17 protein-coding genes are annotated in these 17049 nt (G+C 68.4%); 11 read left to right on the top strand and 6 right to left on the bottom strand.

Annotated features, from left to right (window positions below):
• Positions 1–5 precede the first annotated feature (5 nt).
• Complete coding sequence (locus tag ACESMY_RS21130) at positions 6–797, bottom strand: phosphatase PAP2 family protein (protein ID WP_372786606.1); 792 nt, start codon at positions 795–797, stop codon at positions 6–8.
• Between the two features lie 45 nt (positions 798–842).
• Here ACESMY_RS21130 and ACESMY_RS21125 point away from each other — a divergent pair, with 45 nt between their 5' ends.
• From ACESMY_RS21125 to ACESMY_RS21115, 3 genes are read left to right on the top strand one after another with little or no spacing between them, the layout of a single operon-like run.
• Complete coding sequence (locus ACESMY_RS21125) at positions 843–1319, top strand: DUF2089 domain-containing protein (protein ID WP_372786605.1); 477 nt, start codon at positions 843–845, stop codon at positions 1317–1319.
• Positions 1316–1693 (top strand): hypothetical protein, encoded by a 378-nt coding sequence (locus ACESMY_RS21120; RefSeq protein ID WP_372786604.1) that lies wholly within the window; start codon positions 1316–1318, stop codon positions 1691–1693. Before ACESMY_RS21125 ends, ACESMY_RS21120 begins: the two co-directional genes overlap by 4 nt.
• A 10-nt stretch (positions 1694–1703) precedes the next feature.
• Positions 1704–2138: a hypothetical protein gene (locus ACESMY_RS21115; protein ID WP_372786603.1), complete on the top strand. Its 435-nt coding sequence runs from the start codon at positions 1704–1706 to the stop codon at positions 2136–2138.
• A gap of 74 nt (positions 2139–2212) precedes the next feature.
• Here the strand turns inward: ACESMY_RS21115 and ACESMY_RS21110 are convergent, their stop codons facing one another.
• Together ACESMY_RS21110 and ACESMY_RS21105 are read right to left on the bottom strand one after the other, a co-directional pair.
• Positions 2213–3313, bottom strand: a complete 1101-nt coding sequence (locus tag ACESMY_RS21110; RefSeq protein WP_372786602.1) for a deoxyhypusine synthase — start codon at positions 3311–3313, stop codon at positions 2213–2215.
• Between the two features lie 63 nt (positions 3314–3376).
• Positions 3377–4651: a type III PLP-dependent enzyme gene (locus ACESMY_RS21105; RefSeq protein ID WP_372786601.1), complete on the bottom strand. Its 1275-nt coding sequence runs from the start codon at positions 4649–4651 to the stop codon at positions 3377–3379.
• Between the two features lie 245 nt (positions 4652–4896).
• Here ACESMY_RS21105 and phnC point away from each other — a divergent pair, with 245 nt between their 5' ends.
• From phnC to ACESMY_RS21085, 4 genes are read left to right on the top strand one after another with little or no spacing between them, the layout of a single operon-like run.
• On the top strand, positions 4897–5691 hold the full coding sequence (gene phnC, locus ACESMY_RS21100) for a phosphonate ABC transporter ATP-binding protein (protein WP_372786600.1): 795 nt from the start codon (positions 4897–4899) through the stop codon (positions 5689–5691).
• Positions 5688–6692 carry a phosphate/phosphite/phosphonate ABC transporter substrate-binding protein gene (gene phnD, locus ACESMY_RS21095; RefSeq protein ID WP_372786599.1) on the top strand — a complete coding sequence of 335 codons (1005 nt, stop codon included), beginning with the start codon at positions 5688–5690 and terminating at the stop codon, positions 6690–6692. Before phnC ends, phnD begins: the two co-directional genes overlap by 4 nt.
• Complete coding sequence (gene phnE / locus ACESMY_RS21090) at positions 6692–7492, top strand: phosphonate ABC transporter, permease protein PhnE (protein ID WP_372786598.1); 801 nt, start codon at positions 6692–6694, stop codon at positions 7490–7492. Before phnD ends, phnE begins: the two co-directional genes overlap by 1 nt.
• A 12-nt stretch (positions 7493–7504) precedes the next feature.
• Positions 7505–8065 (top strand): DUF5655 domain-containing protein, encoded by a 561-nt coding sequence (locus tag ACESMY_RS21085; protein ID WP_372786597.1) that lies wholly within the window; start codon positions 7505–7507, stop codon positions 8063–8065.
• Between the two features lie 63 nt (positions 8066–8128).
• Here the strand turns inward: ACESMY_RS21085 and ACESMY_RS21080 are convergent, their stop codons facing one another.
• Positions 8129–9802: a porin gene (locus ACESMY_RS21080; protein WP_372786596.1), complete on the bottom strand. Its 1674-nt coding sequence runs from the start codon at positions 9800–9802 to the stop codon at positions 8129–8131.
• A 271-nt stretch (positions 9803–10073) separates the two neighbouring features.
• Here ACESMY_RS21080 and pstS point away from each other — a divergent pair, with 271 nt between their 5' ends.
• From pstS to pstB, 4 genes are all read left to right on the top strand, one after another.
• A complete protein-coding gene (gene pstS / locus ACESMY_RS21075; protein WP_372786595.1) occupies positions 10074–11114 on the top strand; it encodes a phosphate ABC transporter substrate-binding protein PstS in 1041 nt (346 codons plus the stop codon).
• Between the two features lie 137 nt (positions 11115–11251).
• On the top strand, positions 11252–12157 hold the full coding sequence (gene pstC, locus ACESMY_RS21070; protein ID WP_372786594.1) for a phosphate ABC transporter permease subunit PstC: 906 nt from the start codon (positions 11252–11254) through the stop codon (positions 12155–12157).
• The gene (gene pstA, locus ACESMY_RS21065; RefSeq protein ID WP_372786593.1) at positions 12157–13008 is read left to right on the top strand and encodes a phosphate ABC transporter permease PstA; all 852 of its coding nucleotides are present in this window, start codon (positions 12157–12159) and stop codon (positions 13006–13008) included. The genes pstC and pstA overlap by 1 nt, the downstream gene beginning before the upstream one ends.
• Positions 13005–13820 (top strand): phosphate ABC transporter ATP-binding protein PstB, encoded by an 816-nt coding sequence (gene pstB / locus ACESMY_RS21060; RefSeq protein WP_372786592.1) that lies wholly within the window; start codon positions 13005–13007, stop codon positions 13818–13820. Before pstA ends, pstB begins: the two co-directional genes overlap by 4 nt.
• A 64-nt stretch (positions 13821–13884) precedes the next feature.
• Here the strand turns inward: pstB and ACESMY_RS21055 are convergent, their stop codons facing one another.
• Positions 13885–16299, bottom strand: coding sequence for a TonB-dependent receptor (locus ACESMY_RS21055; protein ID WP_372786591.1), 2415 nt, complete (start codon positions 16297–16299; stop codon positions 13885–13887).
• Between the two features lie 4 nt (positions 16300–16303).
• Positions 16304–17049 (bottom strand): glycosyltransferase (locus ACESMY_RS21050; RefSeq protein ID WP_372786590.1); only part of this gene is annotated, 746 nt, incomplete at its 5' end.

Genomic DNA, 17049 nt, shown 5'->3' with positions numbered 1-17049 from the left:
CGCCTTCAGTAGGGCGACTTGAGCAGTTCGGCCTCGGCGGCGCACTTGGCGGGGTCGGGCGCCGGGCCGGCCTTGCGCGCGGCGGCGATCTCGGTGCGCGCGGCATCCATGTCCCTGCGGAATTCCTCGGAGCCATGCAGGCCCGCGACGACGATGGAGCCGTTGGTGCGGCCGGCTTCCACCGCGCTCATGTTGTGCACCCCGCAGATCATCCGGCTCTCGCCGAAGGCCCGCGCGCGGACCAGGATCTCGGTCGACCGGTCGGGGACGAGCTCGGCCAGGATCAGGCCCACCGCCCAGCTGTAGGTGTTGTGGCCCGAGGGGTAGTCGAAGCTCTGGGAGATCGGCCCCTTCTGGTCGATGCAGGTCGGACCCTTGTCGATCAGGAACGGCCGCAGGCGCTTGTAGGCGTCCTTCGGGATATTCGTCGAGTAGCTGGAGTCGCGTGAGACCCGCGCGATCATCAGCCTGGTCCTGGGCGCGTTCTGGGTGGTCAGATCGACGCCGATCGCGCAGCTCAGATCGGTGAGGAAGGCGGCCCCGTTGTCGTCATTCAAGGCCAGCGCCCAGCGCGGCGTGTCCTTCAGCTTGCGGGTGGCCCGGAACATCCTGCGGTCCGCGTCGTAGCGGATCGTGCCGGCCACCGGCGCGGGCGGCAGGATCTTGTAGGCGTCAGGCCCGGTGGTCCCGAGATAGGTCGGAACCGGATTGGCGGCGGGCGCGGGCTTCATGGCCGGCGCCGGGTCGGCGCCCATGGTCAGGACCGCCGCCGCGGCCACCAGAATTCTCCACGCCATTCCGAACTCTCCCCTGCACCGCCTCCGGTTTTGCAGAGCCGGACGATGCTTTCAACCACGCATCCGTCGATTTTCAGGATGCGCGCGGAGGCGGAGATTAAAAATCTTGACATCGACATTGAGAAACTTAATTGTATGGGCATGACTGATACGAGAACCCAAGACTGGCAAGCGCTCAGCGAGCTCACCCGCGGCCGACCGATCGTCGTGGAGCGGGTGCGGCTGACGGAACAGGACGTCGCGATCGAGGGCGCCTTCGAGCTGCCCCGCCTCGCCCGGCTCTCGGCCGAGGATCAGGTGTTCGTCGCCGCCTTCGTCCGCAGCCACGGCTCGATCAAGGAGATGGAGCAGGTGTTCGGCGTCTCCTACCCGACCATCAAGGCCCGGCTGAACCGCATCGCCGCCAGCCTGGAGTTTATCGAAACCGATCCCGAGCCCGGCCGCGCCGAGGTGCTGGACCGCCTGGCCCGCGGCGAGATCACCGCCGAGGCCGCCATCTCCGAACTGGAGGGACTCAAATGAACAGCTATCCGCCGGCCTTGCGCCGCACGGGGTTCGTCGCGCCGAAGGCCATGCGCCATTTCGGCCTGGCCGCCATGGAGGCGCGCGCGGTCGACACCCGGCGGGCCCTCCAGAGCCGGCCGGCGCCGGCTCCGACCCCGGTCGCGCCGCACCGGCGTACGGTGGTGCGGCTCTGGCTGCCGCTCACCCCGCTCTTCCTGTTGCTGGCGCCCGTCGCAACCCTGCTGGCGCCGCTGATCTATTTCGCCCCGCGGCCCTACGGCGACAGACCGTTCGCAACGGTCATGGGCATCGGCGCCCTGCTGCTCAACCTCGGCGGCACGGTGGTCGATGTCGACACCCCCGATGCGCTCGTCCGCATCAGAATTTTCTAGGAGACCTGCCATGAACAACGACCGCCGCTCGGTCCTGCAGATGCTGGCCGATGGAAAGATCAACGCCGACGAGGCCGAGCGCCTGCTCGGAGCGATGGACGGCGCCGGTCCCGCGCCGCGTCCCTTCGAAAGCGCCGCCGCCGGCCACAACAAGCCGCCGCCGAAATATCTGCGCGTATCGGTGGACGCTACCGACCCCGGCGAGGGACCGACCAAGGTCAATATCCGCGTGCCCATGGCGCTGTTGCGGGCCGGCGTGCGGCTGACCAGCCTGATCCCGCCTGGCGCGCGCGACCAGGTCAACGCCGAACTCGCCAAGAACGGCGTGCCGTTCGACATCAACCAGCTGAAGCCCGAGAACCTCGAGGACCTCATCGCCCATCTTGAGGACTTCAGCGTCGATGTGGACGCTCAGGACGCCAAGGTGCGCGTCTACTGCGAATAGCGGCTTCCTCCCCGGACGCCCGACTGGCCGTCGTCGCCCGCGCGACGACGGCCTTCTTTTGGCGGCGGAAGGGGCTAGGCCTTCGCTTCGAACAGCTTCGCCCAGCGGCGCTTGGTGCGGGTCTTCCACGAGCCGCGATGCCAGGCGTCCGACGCGATCAGCGGCACCACCGTGGTGGCCTCGGCGAACACCATCTGCTCCCAGGTGACGTCGACCTTGCCCCAGGAACAGGCTTCCTTGAGCGTCGAGGACGAGCAGGCGCCGTCGCGGACATCGGCGACGGTGATCTGCACGGCGTACTTATGCATCTCGACCTCGTGGCCGAGGATCTCGGCGCAGACCACCGTGTCCTGGGCGAAGTTCTTCGGCACCCCGCCGCCGACCATGAACAGGCCCGTGGCGCCGGCGGCGATCTTGATATCCGTCAGCTCACGGAAGTCGGCGACGCTGTCGATGGTCAGGTAAGGCTTGCCGACCTTCATCCGCTCGACCTGGTGCTTCACGAGCCCAAAGCCCGCGGAGCTGTCCGTGAACGCCGGGCAGAAGATCGGCACGCCCTCTTCGTAGGCCGTCTGGATCAGCGAGCCCGGCTTCTTGGCGTTGCCCGCCGCCAGCCACTTGCCCATCTCCCAGATGAACTCGCGGCTGGAATAGGGGCGCGGCTCCAGGGTCTCGCAGATCGCATAGATCGTGCCGTCGCAGTTCTGGAGCTCTTCCTCGTCGATATAGGTGTCGTAGATGCGGTCGATGTAGAGCTCGCGCAGGTCGCGGTCGTCGACGTTGGACTGCGCCTGGTAGTGCCTGAAGCCGAGCGCCTCGAAGAAATCCATGTCGACGATGGAGGCGCCGGTCGACACCACCACGTCGATCATCCCGTACGTCAGCATGTCGCGGTAGATGTGCATGCAGCCGCCGGCCGAGGTGGAGCCGGCGAGCGTCAGCCAGGTCGAGCAGTCGGCGTCCTCCAGGCTCATCGACCAGATGTCGGCGGCGCGCGCGGTGTCGCGGCTGGTGAAGCTCATCTTGCGCATGGCGTCGATGACCGGGCGGGCGTCGTACTGGTCGATCGCCACATGCTCGACGGTGTTGGCCAGCAGTTCGGCCTTGCGGTTCGATTTCTGAACGTCAGCGTTCATCTTCGGAAGTTCCCTTCTGAGAGGTGATCGCCCGTCCATAGGAAAGGCGCGACCGGGACGGAGCGACCGGCCGCGCCTTTAACACGCAAAATACGTCGGCTGTTACCGCCTGCGGCGCTTCTTGCCGGCTGCGCCCTTGGGACGCGAAAGCCGCACGACCTTGTTGCGCTCTTCTTCCTGCGCCTCGCGGGGCAGGCGGATCGAGCGGCCGGCCAGGCCGAACATCGAGGCCATGGGCGCGTCCTGCACGGCCACGGTCTCGGCGTCGCCGAAGCCGTTGAAGCGGGTGTTCATGGCGATTCCATAAGCGCCCAGCATGCCGATCTCGATGTAGTCGCCCTCACGGACGTCTTCCGGCAGCCAGAAGGGGCCCGGCATGTGGTCGAGACTGTCGCAGGTCGGCCCGTAGAAACGAAAGGGCTTCAGGGGGCCCTCGACTTCGATCGCGATATCGCCGTCCTTGCGGAACAGCTTCACCGGAAAGGGCCATTTGGTGTGCGCCGCGTCGAACAGGCTGCCGTAGCTGCCGTCGTTCAGATAGAGCGCGTCGCGCTTCTTCAGCTCGACCTTGGTGAGGATCGACGAGGCTTCGGCCACCAGGGCGCGGCCGGGCTCGCACCAGAGCTCGGTGTCCTCGTGGACCATCATCTCGGCGAAGCCGCGCTCGATGCTATCGAGGTAGTCGGCCATGTCCGGCGGAACCATGCCGGGGTAGATGCTCGGGAAGCCGCCGCCGACGTCGACGATGTCGACCAGGACGCCGGCGCGCACGATGGCGCGGCTCGCCTGGGCCATGGCGGCCTGGAAGGCGGTCGGGCGCATGCACTGGCTGCCGACGTGGAAGGAGACGCCCAGGCGGTCCTGGGTGGCCTGGCGCGCCGCCAGCAGCAGGGCCGAGGCCTCGTGGGTCTCGACGCCGAACTTGCCGGAGAGCGAATAGGCCGCGCCCTCCGCGCTCACTGCCAGGCGGACAATCAGGGTCAGGTCGTCGGCCCCGCCGGTCGCCTCGAGGATCTTGGCCAGCTCCTCATGGGTGTCGAGGGCGAAGGTCGTGACGCCGTGGTCGCGATAGGCCGTGGCGATGGCGCTGCGGCTCTTCACCGGATGCATGAAGGCCATCCGCGAGCCCGGCGCGTGCGCCGTGACCAGCTCGATCTCGGGGATCGAGGCGACGTCGAAGGACCTCACGCCATTGGCGGCGAGCGTCTCGATGACCCAGGGCGAAGGGTTCGCCTTAACGGCGTAGAACACATCGCCTTTGAAATTGTCCTGGAACCAGCGCGCCGCGACCGCTACCGCGTCCGGCCGCGCGAGGGCGACAGGACGTTCCGGTGAACGATCACGGACCAGGTCCAGGGGCGTATGATACGTGTGCAATTCACGTAACCCCCAACGGATAGTTGAACCCAATCCGGCGTTAGCAGCGCTTTTCAGGACATCGGGTCCGCCGGAACGCGCCAAATAGGGTCATAAGACCGTGATGTAAAGACTTCCTATCCACAGGGGCGCCTGCGCCCCTCGCCGCGCTAGACCGGATAGCGGCGGCCGTGCCATGAAGCCAAGGCAAGGGATGGACGAGTGTCGCCCGCTTGCGCGTGCTCGATCGGGGAACCCAGCCGTCCATGCCAGACGCCGCCGTCCTGTCCATCCGGAAGGCCTCGAAGAGCTTCGGCGCGCGCCGCGCGCTGGACGCCGTGTCGCTGGATGTCCGCAAGGGCGAGATGATCGCGCTCATCGGGCCATCGGGCTCCGGCAAGTCCACCCTGCTGCGCTCGATCTCCGGCCTGCAGACCATCGACGCGGGCGAGGGGCGCATCGAGGCCTTCGGCGGCCCGGTGCAGGAGAATGGCCGGATCAGCCCCAAGGTCCGCGAGACCCGCACCCGGATCGGCTTCATCTTCCAGCAGTTCAACCTGGTCGGCCGGCTCAGCCTCTTCACCAACGTCGCGCTGGGCTCGCTGGGCCGGATCGAGGGCTGGCGCGGCTTCCTGGGCCTGTGGCCGGAAGAGACCAAGACCGCGGCCATGGCGGCGCTCACCCGGGTCGGCGTCGCCGAATACGCCGGCCAGCGGGCCAATACGCTCTCCGGCGGCCAGCAGCAGCGCGGCGCCATCGCCCGCGCCCTCGTCCAGAAGGCCAATATCATCCTCGCCGACGAGCCGGTCGCCTCTCTCGACCCGGTTTCGGCGCGCCGGGTGATGGACAATCTGCGCGATCTCAACAAGCAGGACGGCCTGACCGTCGTCGTCACCCTGCACCAGGTGGACTACGCGATGCGCTACTGCGACCGCGTGGTCGCGCTCAAGGCCGGCAAGATCGTCTACGACGGCCCGGCCGACGGCCTGGAACGCCCCGAACTCATCGACATCTACGGCCCGGAATTCGAAGACGTCTTCTGGGAAGGAGCCCCCAAATGATCTCCCGCCGCCTGTTCCCCGCCCTGGGCCTGGCCGCGCTCGTGACGCTGGCCGGCTGCAGCCCCAAGCCCGCCGCCACCGAGGCTCCCAAGGAGATCACCTTCTCGATCCTCTCGGCCGAGAACCAGGCGTCCATGGGCCCCTTGTGGCAGCCGATGCTGGACGACATGTCCGCCCAGATCGGGGTGAAGGTGAAGCCGTTCTTCGCCAGCAACTACACCGCCCTCATCGAGGCCATGCGCTTCAAGCAGGTGCAGGTGGGCTGGTTTTCCGCCCTGCCGGCGCTGGAATCCGTCAACCGCGCCAACGGCGAGGTGCTGGGCCGGGTGATCGACGCCGGGGGCGATGAGACCTACGCCTCGGTGCTGATCGTCAAGAAGGGCAGTGGCATCACCCTCGACGACGTCCTGAAGTGCGGCAAGCGCTACTCCATGGGCATGGGCGACGCGAAATCGACGTCCGGCACCCTGGCGCCCATGGCCTATGTCTTCGCGCCCAAGGGCATCGAGCCCAACGCCTGCTTCAAGACCGTCCGCTCGGCCAGCCATCAGGCAAACGTCTTCTCGGTCGCCAACGGCGTACTGGACGTCGCCACCAACAATACGGTGGGCCTGGTGTTCGCCCGGCGCGAAAATCCGACCATCGCCGACAAGATCCAGGTGATCTGGACCTCGCCGCCGCTGCCGGAGTCCTCGATCGTGGCGCGTAAGGATCTCGACCCGGCGGTGAAGGAAAAGCTGCGCCAGTTCTTCCTGACCTATGGGACGGGCACGGGCCCCGCCGCCGACAAGCAGCGCGAGGTGCTGAAGGGCCTGGCCTATGGCGGCTTCAAGCCGGCCGACAACTCCTACCTCGACCCGGTGCGCGAGATGGAAGCGGCCCAGGACCTCTTCGAGGCCAAGCACTCGGGCGACGCCAAGAAGATCGCCACCGCCCAGGCCGCCTTCGACAAGATCCACAACGCCGCCGCCCAGAAGCGGGCCGTGGAGCCCAATCTCTGATGAGCGCGGCCTCGGACATTCCCCAGGCGCCGCAACGCTCGCTGGTCCAGCGCGCGCCGGACATGCTGCTCTGGGGCGGGGTGATCGTGCTCCTCCTGATCGGCTTCAAGCCGGTGGAGATGAGCCACTTCGCCAAGCTGTTCACCAACTCGGAGAACATGCGCGAGTACGGCAAGGAGCTGCTGAAGCCCGACTTCGGCAACCTGCGCCTCTACATCGCCCAGATGTGGCTGACCGTGCAGATCGCCCTTTGGGGCACCTTCCTGGCGGTGGTCATCGCCATCCCCTTCGGCCTGGCCTGCGCGCGCAATGTCTCGCCGCCGTGGATCCAGCAGCCGATGCGCCTCTTGATGAACCTGCTGCGCTCGGTGCCGGACCTGGTGGTCGGCACGCTCTTCCTGGTGGCCGTGGGCCCCGGGCCTTTCGCCGGCGTCATGGCGCTGACGATCAACACCGGCGCGGTGCTCGCCAAGCTGTTCTCCGAGGCCGTGGAGTCCATCGACAAGGGCCCGGTCGAGGGCGTCCGCGCCACCGGCGCCGCGCCGCTGCACGAGGTCGTCTGGGGGGTGATACCGCAGGTCGCCCCGCTGTGGACCTCCTATGCGCTCTATCGCTTCGAATCCAACTCGCGGTCGGCCACCGTGCTCGGCCTGATCGGCGCCGGCGGCATCGGCCAGCTGCTGTTCGATGCGATCAACGGGTTTGCCTACCACAGCCTCTCGGCCATCGTGATCGTGATCATCGTCGCCGTGACCCTGATCGATTTCCTGTCGCAGGTGATCCGCAGCCGCCTGCTCTGATGGAGGAACGCCATGGCTTCGTTGGAGCAGGCGGTCGCGACCTTCGAGCGCAACATCGCGACCCAGACCGGCGCAACGGTGGAAGACTGGATCGTTCGCGTCCGCGCAACGGATCTCGCCCGGCACGGCGAGATGGTGGCCTGGCTGAAGTCAGCGCACGGACTTGGACACGGGCACGCCAACCACATCGCCAAGCGCGCGCTTAGCGTCGGCGCAGACGCCGCCGGCGAGGATGGCGTCGGTCACCTCTTCGAAGGCCCCAAGGCGGCCCTCCGGCCGCTGTACGACGCCGTCGTGGCGAGCGTCACCGCCCTGGGGCCGGACGTTGAGCTGGCGCCCAAGAAGGCCAATGTCAGCGTACGGCGCAGCAAGCAGTTCGCGCTCTTGCAGCCCAGCACGGCGGCCCGCCTCGACCTCGGCCTGATCCTGAAGGGCAGGCCGCCCAAGGGACGCCTGGAAGCCTCGGGCAGCTTCAACGCCATGTTCACGCACCGGGTCCGGCTGGCCGGGCCGGCCGATCTGGACGCCGAGGTGAAGGCCTGGTTGAAGGCTGCCTACGACGGCGCGGCCTAGCGGTAAAAAGGAACGCCGCCGCGGGGGGCCGCGGCGGCGTTTTGAGGCTCGCGGGGGTCAGGTCTAGAAGGTGAACTGGCTCCGCAGGGCGAGCGCGTTGTACTTCTGGCCGACCTGCAGGCCCGCGGCGTTGAACCGGTTCACATCCACATGCTGGTAGTCGAGCATGAAGCGGATGTCGGGGTTCAGGTACCAGTTGAGCCCGATGGTCGAGATCTTCTGCTCGCCGCCGCGGACGGCGTCGAAGCAGGCCGCCGGCGAGGCCGGGATCGCGTGGCCCGCGCCGCAGTCGTGGTAGTTCAGGTCGAGGTCGGAGTAGCGCGCCGCCAGTTCGAAGGCGCCCCAGGTGCCGGCCGCGGGGTTGAAGTTGTAGTTCATCTTCGGGGCGTCGAAGCGGCCCTCGGCGGGGTTGTAGGGCCGGTTCTCACCGGTCAGCACCCAGGCGCCTTGCACGTACCAGCCGTTGAAGTGCGGGTTGCCGGGGGTCGTAGCCGTCGTGATGCGACGGTCGATCTTGTAGCTGAAGTACTCGCTTTCCAGCATGAACTGGTGGGCGGTGAAGCCGAATTCCGCGCCGTAGACGGAGGCGGTCTTGGCGTCGATGGCGCCGGTGTCGACGAGGCGCGTGCCGTCGATGCGAAGCTCGGGCCGGTCGCGGAGCTGGAGCGGATAGCGCGGCGACACGGCCACGCCGGCGTCGTTCGGCTGAGTGACGTACTGGGCGTTGACCGCGAAGTGGGCCTGCCAGTCCGTCGAGGAGAAGGGCGCAAACGCCAAGCGGCCGATGATGCCGGTCTGTTCGTCGAGCGGCTGGGTGGCGAAGCCGCCCGTCGAATTAAGCGTGCTCACCGTGTTGCCGGTCAGCGCGCCGGAGGCGAACCAGCGGGTCGCGATACCCGAGTCCCCCTCGCCCCAGATCCCGTTGCCGGTCAGCTGGATGGCGCTGCGGCTGTCGCCGGCGGCGACGTTGCGGGCGACCTCGGCGGGAGCCGGACGCTCCATCATGATCATCTGGCTGGTGGAGACTGCCGCCTGCAGGCCGATGTTCGGTTCGAAGGCGCCGACCTTCAGCCGCCAGGGCTTCCAGCCGGTATATTGCACCCAGGCTTCCTGGATGTGGCCGGTGTCTTCCGCGCCGGAGCCGCCGAACTCGTAGATCAGGGCGTAGTCGAAGTCCTTGAACAGCTTGCCGTCGATGCCGAACCGGGCGCGGCGGAAGTTGGTGCCGTCGTTCAGGTCGCGGTTGGTGACCTGGGCCGGCAGGTTGTCCTTCTGGAAGTATTTGCCGGCGTCGAACATGACGATGGCGCGGACATTGGCGGTGAAGCGGCCGTCGGCGCTGGCCAGCGCCGGCTTGCCGTTCGGCAGGGAGACACTGACCGGCGGCGGCGCCTTCAGGGTGATGATGTCCGAGGCGTCGGCGGTCTGCGCCGTCTTCACGTCGGCCAGCTGCGCATTGACCGTGTCGAGCTGCTGCTGAAGGGCGGCGACCTTGGCTTCGCTCTGGTCGGAGCCCTTGGCCTGGATCAACTGGGCCATCTGGGCGCGCATCTCGTCGAGCTGCGCTTGCATCGCCGCCATCTTGGCGTCGCGGGGATCCACGCTCGGCGCCTTGGCGTGGGTGTGCTTGTGGGCCTTGGGCGCCGCCAGAGCGGCCGTAGCGGCGCTCGACAGCAATAGCGCGATAAGCGCGCCGCTCGCGACGTGTCGCGCCGGCCCCTTCGTCAGAAGGTTCATAATGGTGATCCCCGTCTCTCGTTTGAAGCAGTCGTTGCAGTCGGCGACGCGGGTCGTGAGCTAGTTTGGTCCCCCCGACGCTCGGCCAGCGGTTTAGCTCCGGCCCATGACGGCTGGCCGACAGTCTTGTGACGGGTCGGTGACAGTCCCTCCGTAGACGCCGTAAGCCCATGCCGACCGGCGGCGGCCGGTGTCACCAAACTGTCGTCGGCGGCGGCTAATCAGCGGGGCGAGAGCGGCATGGATGGGGCGCTCTTTTCAGGAGACAGCGATGTTGAAAATTCTGGGGGCGGCGGTTGGCGCAGCTCTGATGGTGGCCGCCGCGACGACGTCGCACGCCGCGGGTGTGATCTCGGGCGCCGGGGCGACTTTCCCTGCGCCGGTCTACGCCAAGTGGGCGGAGATGTATAAGGCGGGCACGGGTACGAGCCTGAACTACCAGGCGATCGGTTCCGGCGGGGGGATCAAGCAGATCAACGCCTCGACCGTCGACTTCGGGGCCAGCGACAAGCCGCTGAAGCCGGACGACCTGGCCGCCGGCGGCCTGGCCATGTTCCCGACGGTGATCGGTGGCGTCGTGCCGGTGATGAACCTGCCAGGGATCAAGCCCGGCCAGATCAAGCTTACCGGGGCGAACCTCGCCGACATCTATCGCGGCGCGATCAAGAAGTGGAACGATCCGATCCTGGCCAAGGCCAATCCGGGGCTGACGCTGCCGAGCCTGCCGATCACCGTCGTGCACCGTTCGGACGGCTCGGGCACCACCTTCCTCTTCACCACCTACCTCAGCATGAAGGCTCAGCACTGGGCGGCCGAGGTCGGCGGCAACGACTCCGTGCAATGGCCGGTGGGCCTGGGCGGCAAGGGCAACGACGGCGTTGCGGCCTTCGTGAAGCAGACGCCCGGCGCGATCGGCTACGTCGAATATGCCTACGCCAAGCAGAACGCGATGACCTACGCGATGATGCAGAACAAAAATGGCGTCTTCGTCTCGCCGGACGCCAAGAACTTCGCGGCGGCCGCGGCCAATGCAAAGTGGGCGTCCGCGCCCGGCTTCTACCTGCTGCTGCTCGACCAGCCGGGCGCCGACGCCTGGCCGATCACCGGGGCGACCTTCATCCTGGTGCACACCAAGCAGACCGACGCGGCCAAGGGCAAGGAAGTCCTGAGCTTCTTCGACTGGTGCTACAAGAACGGCGACGCGGCCGCCGGCCAGCTCGACTACGTGGCGCTGCCCGCCGCCGTGAAGGACCTGATCCGCAAGTCCTGGACCAAGATCGTCGGGCCTGACGGCAAGCCGGTCTTCCACTAAGGCTTGAATGTCACTGACCCCGTCGCCGTTCGCGGCGGCGGGGTTCAAGCGGCCACTTCGTCAGCTTAAGAGCCATGTCCGACGCAGCCCTTCCCGATGCCGGCAGACACGTCCGACGCTCCGCCCCGCGCGGAGCGTTGATCGGTCAGATCTTCGAAGGCCTGTGCTTCGCCGCGGCCACCTCGCTGCTGATCGCGCTCGGGGGCCTGTTGTTCTCCCTGGTCGTGGGTGGCTGGCCGGCGATCCACAAGTTCGGCCTGGGCTTCCTCACCGTCTCGACCTGGAACCCGGTGACCGACGTCTATGGCGCGGCGGGACCCATCGTCGGCACCCTGGTCACCGCCGGCCTGGCGCTGCTCATCGCCCTGCCGATCGCCGGCGGGGTCGCCTTTTTCCTCACCGAGCTCTGCCCTGCGCCGCTGCGCCGGCCGATCGGCACGGCGGTGGAGTTGCTCGCGGGCATCCCCTCGATCGTCTACGGCATGTGGGGCCTCTTCGTCTTCGCGCCGCTGTTCTCGCGGTTCGTTCAGCTGCCGCTGATGTCGGCGGCGAAGCCCGGCTCGCTCCTCGAAACCCTGACCAGCGGCGTCCCCAACGGCTCGGGCATCCTGTCGGCCGCGATCATACTGGCGATCATGATCCTACCATTCATGGCCGCGACCCTGCGCGAACTGCTGCTTACCGTGCCGGCCGCGGTGCGCGAGAGCGCCTATGGCCTGGGCGCCACCACCGCCGAGGTGGTGATGTCGGTGACCCTGCCCTATGTGCGCACCGGGGCCATCGGGGCGGTGATGCTGGGGCTCGGCCGGGCGCTCGGCGAGACCATGGCGGTGACCTTCATCATCGGCAATTCGCACGGCTTCCCGAAGTCGCTGTTCGACAGCGGCTCGACCATCGCCTCGACCATCGCCAACGAATTCACCGAGGCCTCGACGTCGATGCATACCGCCGCGCTGATCGCGCTTGGGCTGGTTCTCTTCGTCATCACCTTCATCGTCCTTGGGCTCGCGCGCCTGATGCTCCGCACCCAGGGGGTCAAGTGATGGCCGCCTCCGCCGCCAAGGTCGTCCGCCGCCGCATCACCGACGCGGCCTTCAAGGCCTTCTGCGTCGCGGTCACGGTGGTGGCCCTGGCCGCGCTCGCCGCCATCCTCTGGTCGCTGCTGAGCCAGGGCCTCGGCGGGCTGAACCTCGACGTCTTCACCCTCTCGACGCCGGCGCCGGGGTCCAGGGGCGGCCTCGCCAACGCGATCACCGGCTCGATCATGATGTGCCTCCTGGCCATGGCCATGGCGCTGGTCATCGGCATCCTGGCGGGCACCTGGCTCGCGGAATACGGCGGACGGACCGCCTACGGCGCCGTGGTCCGCTTCCTCAATGACGTGCTGCTTTCCGCGCCGTCGATCCTCGTCGGCCTGTTCGTCTACGAGATCCTGGTCTTCCCGTTCCACAGCTTCTCGGGGTTCGCAGGCTCGGTGGCGCTGGCCCTGCTGGCCGTGCCGGTCATTACCCGGACCACCGAGGACGTGCTGCTCCTGCAGGCCGCGACGCTGCGCGAAGCCGGCGTCGCCCTCGGCGCGCCGCTCTCCTTCGTGATCCGCACCATCCTGTGGCGCTCGGCGCAGAGCGGCCTCCTGACCGGGGCGTTGCTCGCCTTCGCGCGGATCAGCGGCGAGACCGCGCCGCTCCTGTTCACCGCGCTGAACAACCAGTTCTTCTCGCTCAACCTCTCCCGTCCCACCGCCAACCTGCCGGTGGTCATTTTCAACTTCGCGCTGAGCGCCTACGACGACTGGCGCAGGCTCGCCTGGGCGGGCGCGCTCCTGATCGCGGCCACCGTGCTTGCGGTGACCATCGTCGCGCGTATCGTGGCCAAGGAGCAGCGACGCTCATGAACACCCTCAATCCGACCGTGGACGAATTCGAGACCAGCATCGCCGACGTGGACCGCGCCGACGTGCGGCTCGATGTGCGCAACCTCAACTTCTTCTACGGCAAGACCCATGCGCTGAAGGCGGTCTCGATCCCCTTCGCGCGCAACAAGGCCACGGCCCTGATCGGCCCCTCCGGCTGCGGCAAATCCACCCTGCTGCGGACGCTGAACCGCATGTACGCGCTCTATCCGGGCCAGCGGGCCGAGGGCGAGATCATGCTCGATGGCCAGAACATCCTGGCGCCGGGCACCAACCTCGCGAACCTGCGGGCGCGCATCGGCATGGTCTTCCAGAAGCCCACGCCGTTCCCGATGAGCATCTACGACAACGTCGCCTATGGCGTGCGGCTCTACGAGAACCTCTCCAAGCCCGACATGGACGCCCGCGTCGAGGAAGCGCTCACGCGCGCGGCCCTGTGGAACGAGGTGAAGGACAATCTGAAGGGCCCGGGCCTCGGCCTCTCCGGCGGCCAGCAGCAGCGGCTGTGCGTCGCCCGCGGCGTGGCGGTGCGTCCCGAAGTGCTGCTGCTCGACGAGCCGACCTCGGCGCTCGACCCGATCTCCAGCGCCAAGCTGGAAGAGACCGTGACCCAGCTGAAGGCCGACCACACCATCGTCATCGTCACCCACAACCTGGGCCAGGCGGCGCGGGTCAGCGACTACACGGGCTTCATGTACCTGGGCGAGCTGGTCGAGTTCGGCCCGACCGAGGAGCTCTTCCAACGCCCGGCCACGCGCCGCACCTCCGACTACATCACCGGCCGGTTCGGCTAGGAGCGTTTCCCGGCCGGTGTGGGACACGCCGGACGATCAGGACGAGCGACCAGGCAAAAGCCCGCTACCAGCGGGCGCGCAGGCCGATGAGGAACGACCGCGGCGGGGCCGGAGTGTCCGTGCGCGGATTCGGGTCATCCGGCAGGGGCGACGGGTGGACGTTCGCGAGCGCGTCGGTCTCGAAATAGGTCCCGAAGGTCGCGTATCTGCGGTCGAACAGGTTGTCGATGCGGCCGAACAGCTCGAGCCCGTGGCCGAGACGCCAGGTCGCGTGCGCGCCGGCCACCCAATAGGCCGAGAGCCGGACGTCCTGGTTGGACTCGTCGCCCACCCGGCGCTGGGCGCTGACGCCCAGCACGTCGGCGCCGAGGGTGATCGCCGGCGTCAGGTCGAAATCCGCTCCGGCCTTGAACCGGCCCGGCGCGATGCCGCCGATGCGGTCGCCGGGCGTCACCTGGACGTTGCCGTTGTCATCGGCGAAGGGGCTGTTGGGCGAGGGGAGATCGCCTGAGAACCGGTAGGTCGCCTCGATCTCGCTGGCCGACGCGTAGGCCAGCCAGCGGCCGCCGCGGAAGTCGACCTCGGCCTCCAGGCCCTGACGGCGCGTGCGCGGGACATTGGCGTAGGACCCGCGGCCTTGCAGCGCGCTGGCCAGCGCCACGATGTCGTCGTCGTTGTCGCTGCGATAGGCGCTGAAGCGCCAGTCGAGGCGCCCGCCGGCCGCCGGACCCGATCCGCGCAGGCCCGCCTGCCAGGTGCGGGAGACCACCTGGTTCAGCGGCGGGTCGGAGACCAGGGCGTTTTCCAGCAGGCACGGCCGCAGGGGATCGCTGCAGGACAGCTCCAAGGGCGTCGGCGCGCGGTTGGTCTCCGCATAGCCGCCGTAGGCGGTGATCGCGGCGGTCAGCTTGAAGGCCAGGCCCGCGGCCGGGTTGAACCGCTGGAAGCGGTGCCTGCCGTTGAGGTCGGGGCTGGTCCCCGTCCGGTCGGAGACGGCGATCCGCACGTCGTTGTAGCGGCCGCTGAGCGTCAGAAAGAGCCGGTCGGTGAGGTCCAGGGTGTCGGTGGCGTAGAGGCCGACGGCCTGGTTGGAGGCGTGCACGTCGACGGGATTGTAGGCGATAGCGCCGGCGGTGCGGATGATCTGGCCGACGCCGGGCGCGCCGCCATCGGTGCGCAGGCTGAGGTCCGGGAAGATCAGGCCGAGCGTGCTGTCCGCCCCGAAATGCACGTGGCTTTCGTCGACGCTGAGGCCCGCGGCGAAGAGGTTCGTGCGGCCGAACAGCGGCGCGCTGCGCACCGCCTGCAGGGCGAAGCCGCCGGTGACGGTGCGGGTGCGGGTGCGGTCGATGGAGCCGTAGGGGACGCCGTTGCAGAGCTTGGTCTGGCCCACGACCAGCGGCGGACACCCGATCGGGCGGCCGTCGAAGCCCAGGACCTGGAAGGCGGCCGCCGGCGGACGGATCGCGGACGGGAAGTCGTCGTCCTCGACGCAGAGGGTCCCGAACAAAGGGTTGGTCGTGGCCCGGCTGCAGCCTTCGAAATTGCCGTCGTTGCCGTCGACGTGGTCCTGGCGGAAGCTCCGGCCATAGGCGCTGCCCTGCAGCGACCAGGCGTCGGAGGCCTTGAACGCCCCGTTCAGCGCCAGCAGCCCGCTCCGGTCGCGGGTGGTCTGCGGGAAGGTGAAGACCGAGCGCCGGTCCTGCGCCAGCATGTCCACCGGCGTCGGGCCGACGACGCCGAGGTTGGTTCCACCGCCGGCGATCACCAGGTGAAGGTCGGTGCGGCCCTCCTGCCAGCCGAAGTCCGCATAGCCGCGCGTCAGGTTCGAGGGCGAATGCGCCCGCCAGCCGTCCTCGCGCCCGCCGTCGGCGGCGACATAGGCGCTCCAGGGGCCCTTGGACGCGCCGTACTCGAGCGAGCCGAAGACCTGGCCGAAGGAGCCGCCCTGCACGCTGGCGCGCCCGCCTTGCGCGTCGCGGCCGGTCTTCATGGTCAGGCTTATCGCCCCGCCCAGGGCGTTCAGTCCGAAGGCGGGATCGCCGGTCACCAGGTCGATGCGGGAGACGGCGGCCTCGGGGATCAGGTCCCAGTTGACGGTGTCGCCGAACCCCTCGTTGAGGCGCACGCCGCCCAGGTAGACGGCCAGGCCCTGGGGCGTGCCCTGCAGGGGCGAGACCTGGAAGCCTCGGTAGTTCAGGCCCAGGGCGAAGCCGTTGCCCTGGCTGTCGGAAAGGCTGAGGCCCGGGGTGCGCTGCTCGAGCGCGTCGGTGACGGCGAGCGAGCCGCGCCGCTGCAGGTCGAAGGCGTCGATGCTCTCGGTCGCGCCCGGCAGCTTGTCGGCGTCCACGCCCGGACCGGCCAGCGGCGTGGGCGCGATGACGGTCAGGGGGCTGACGGTCGGCGCTTCGTCGGCTACGGCCGCGACGGGAGTCGCGAGCAGGATCGCCGCCAAACTCGCGGCCGGAAGCTTGCGCATGAGATCAGGCCGCCGCGGGCCGCCGCCGGACGCGGGCCAGGCGCCGCAGCCTGCGCCAGAACCGCGTCTTCTCGGGCTCCGGATAGGGCTGCAGATTGCGCACGAAATCCTCGGCGCAGGCGCGCCAGGAGAACTTCTCGGCGAAGGCGCGCACCTGCTTGCGGTCGAGCGTCAGGGCCTCGAGACAGGCCTCGCGCAGGCCCTCGGTGGCGCTGGCGGCGAGCTTGCCGGCGCCGGAATTGGGGATGATGTCGATCGGGCCCGGCGCGGGATAGGCCGCCACCGGCGTGCCCGACGCCATGGCCTCCAGGATGACCAGGCCGAAGGTGTCGGTGAGCGAGGGGAAGACGAAGACGTCGGCGCCGGCGAAATAGGCCGCCAGCTCCGCGCCGGACTTGGCCCCGGTGAACACCGCCTTGGGGTATTTGGCGGCGAGCTCTTCCTTCTGCGGTCCGGGCCCGACCACGACCTTGGTCCCAGGCAGGTTGAGGCCCAGGAAGGCTTCGATGTTCTTCTCCACCGCCACGCGCCCGACGGTCAGGAAGATCGGCCGCGCCAGGCCGGCATAGACGTCCGCGTCGCCGGGGCGCAGCGGATGGAAGACCTCGGTGTCGACGCCGCGAGACCAGGAGGAGATGTTGCGGAAGCCGTGCTGGGCCAGCTCGTCGCGCATGGTCGGCGTGGCCACCATCAGGCGGCCCGACGGCTTGTGGAACCACTTCATGTAGGCGTAGCCGGCGGCCAGCGGCA

The sequence above is a fragment of the Phenylobacterium sp. genome (assembly GCF_041691455.1).
GTDB lineage: Bacteria > Pseudomonadota > Alphaproteobacteria > Caulobacterales > Caulobacteraceae > Phenylobacterium.
Note: the sequence above shows the minus strand (reverse complement) of the source record. Positions and strands in the feature narration are given on the sequence as shown.

Excerpts from the sequence above, each read along its gene's own strand:
- ACESMY_RS21115 (WP_372786603.1), top strand. The coding sequence starts at position 1,704 with ATGAACAACGACCGCCGCTCGGTCCTGCAGATGCTGGCCGATGGAAAG.
- ACESMY_RS21110 (WP_372786602.1), bottom strand. The coding sequence starts at position 3,313 with ATGGACGGGCGATCACCTCTCAGAAGGGAACTTCCGAAGATGAACGCT.
- pstS (WP_372786595.1), top strand. The coding sequence starts at position 10,074 with ATGTTGAAAATTCTGGGGGCGGCGGTTGGCGCAGCTCTGATGGTGGCC.
- ACESMY_RS21080 (WP_372786596.1), bottom strand. The coding sequence starts at position 9,802 with ATGAACCTTCTGACGAAGGGGCCGGCGCGACACGTCGCGAGCGGCGCG.
- ACESMY_RS21130 (WP_372786606.1), bottom strand. The coding sequence starts at position 797 with ATGGCGTGGAGAATTCTGGTGGCCGCGGCGGCGGTCCTGACCATGGGC.
- phnC (WP_372786600.1), top strand. The coding sequence starts at position 4,897 with ATGCCAGACGCCGCCGTCCTGTCCATCCGGAAGGCCTCGAAGAGCTTC.
- pstA (WP_372786593.1), top strand. The coding sequence starts at position 12,157 with ATGGCCGCCTCCGCCGCCAAGGTCGTCCGCCGCCGCATCACCGACGCG.
- phnE (WP_372786598.1), top strand. The coding sequence starts at position 6,692 with ATGAGCGCGGCCTCGGACATTCCCCAGGCGCCGCAACGCTCGCTGGTC.
- ACESMY_RS21120 (WP_372786604.1), top strand. The coding sequence starts at position 1,316 with ATGAACAGCTATCCGCCGGCCTTGCGCCGCACGGGGTTCGTCGCGCCG.
- ACESMY_RS21085 (WP_372786597.1), top strand. The coding sequence starts at position 7,505 with ATGGCTTCGTTGGAGCAGGCGGTCGCGACCTTCGAGCGCAACATCGCG.
- phnD (WP_372786599.1), top strand. The coding sequence starts at position 5,688 with ATGATCTCCCGCCGCCTGTTCCCCGCCCTGGGCCTGGCCGCGCTCGTG.
- pstB (WP_372786592.1), top strand. The coding sequence starts at position 13,005 with ATGAACACCCTCAATCCGACCGTGGACGAATTCGAGACCAGCATCGCC.
- ACESMY_RS21125 (WP_372786605.1), top strand. The coding sequence starts at position 843 with ATGCTTTCAACCACGCATCCGTCGATTTTCAGGATGCGCGCGGAGGCG.
- ACESMY_RS21055 (WP_372786591.1), bottom strand. The coding sequence starts at position 16,299 with ATGCGCAAGCTTCCGGCCGCGAGTTTGGCGGCGATCCTGCTCGCGACT.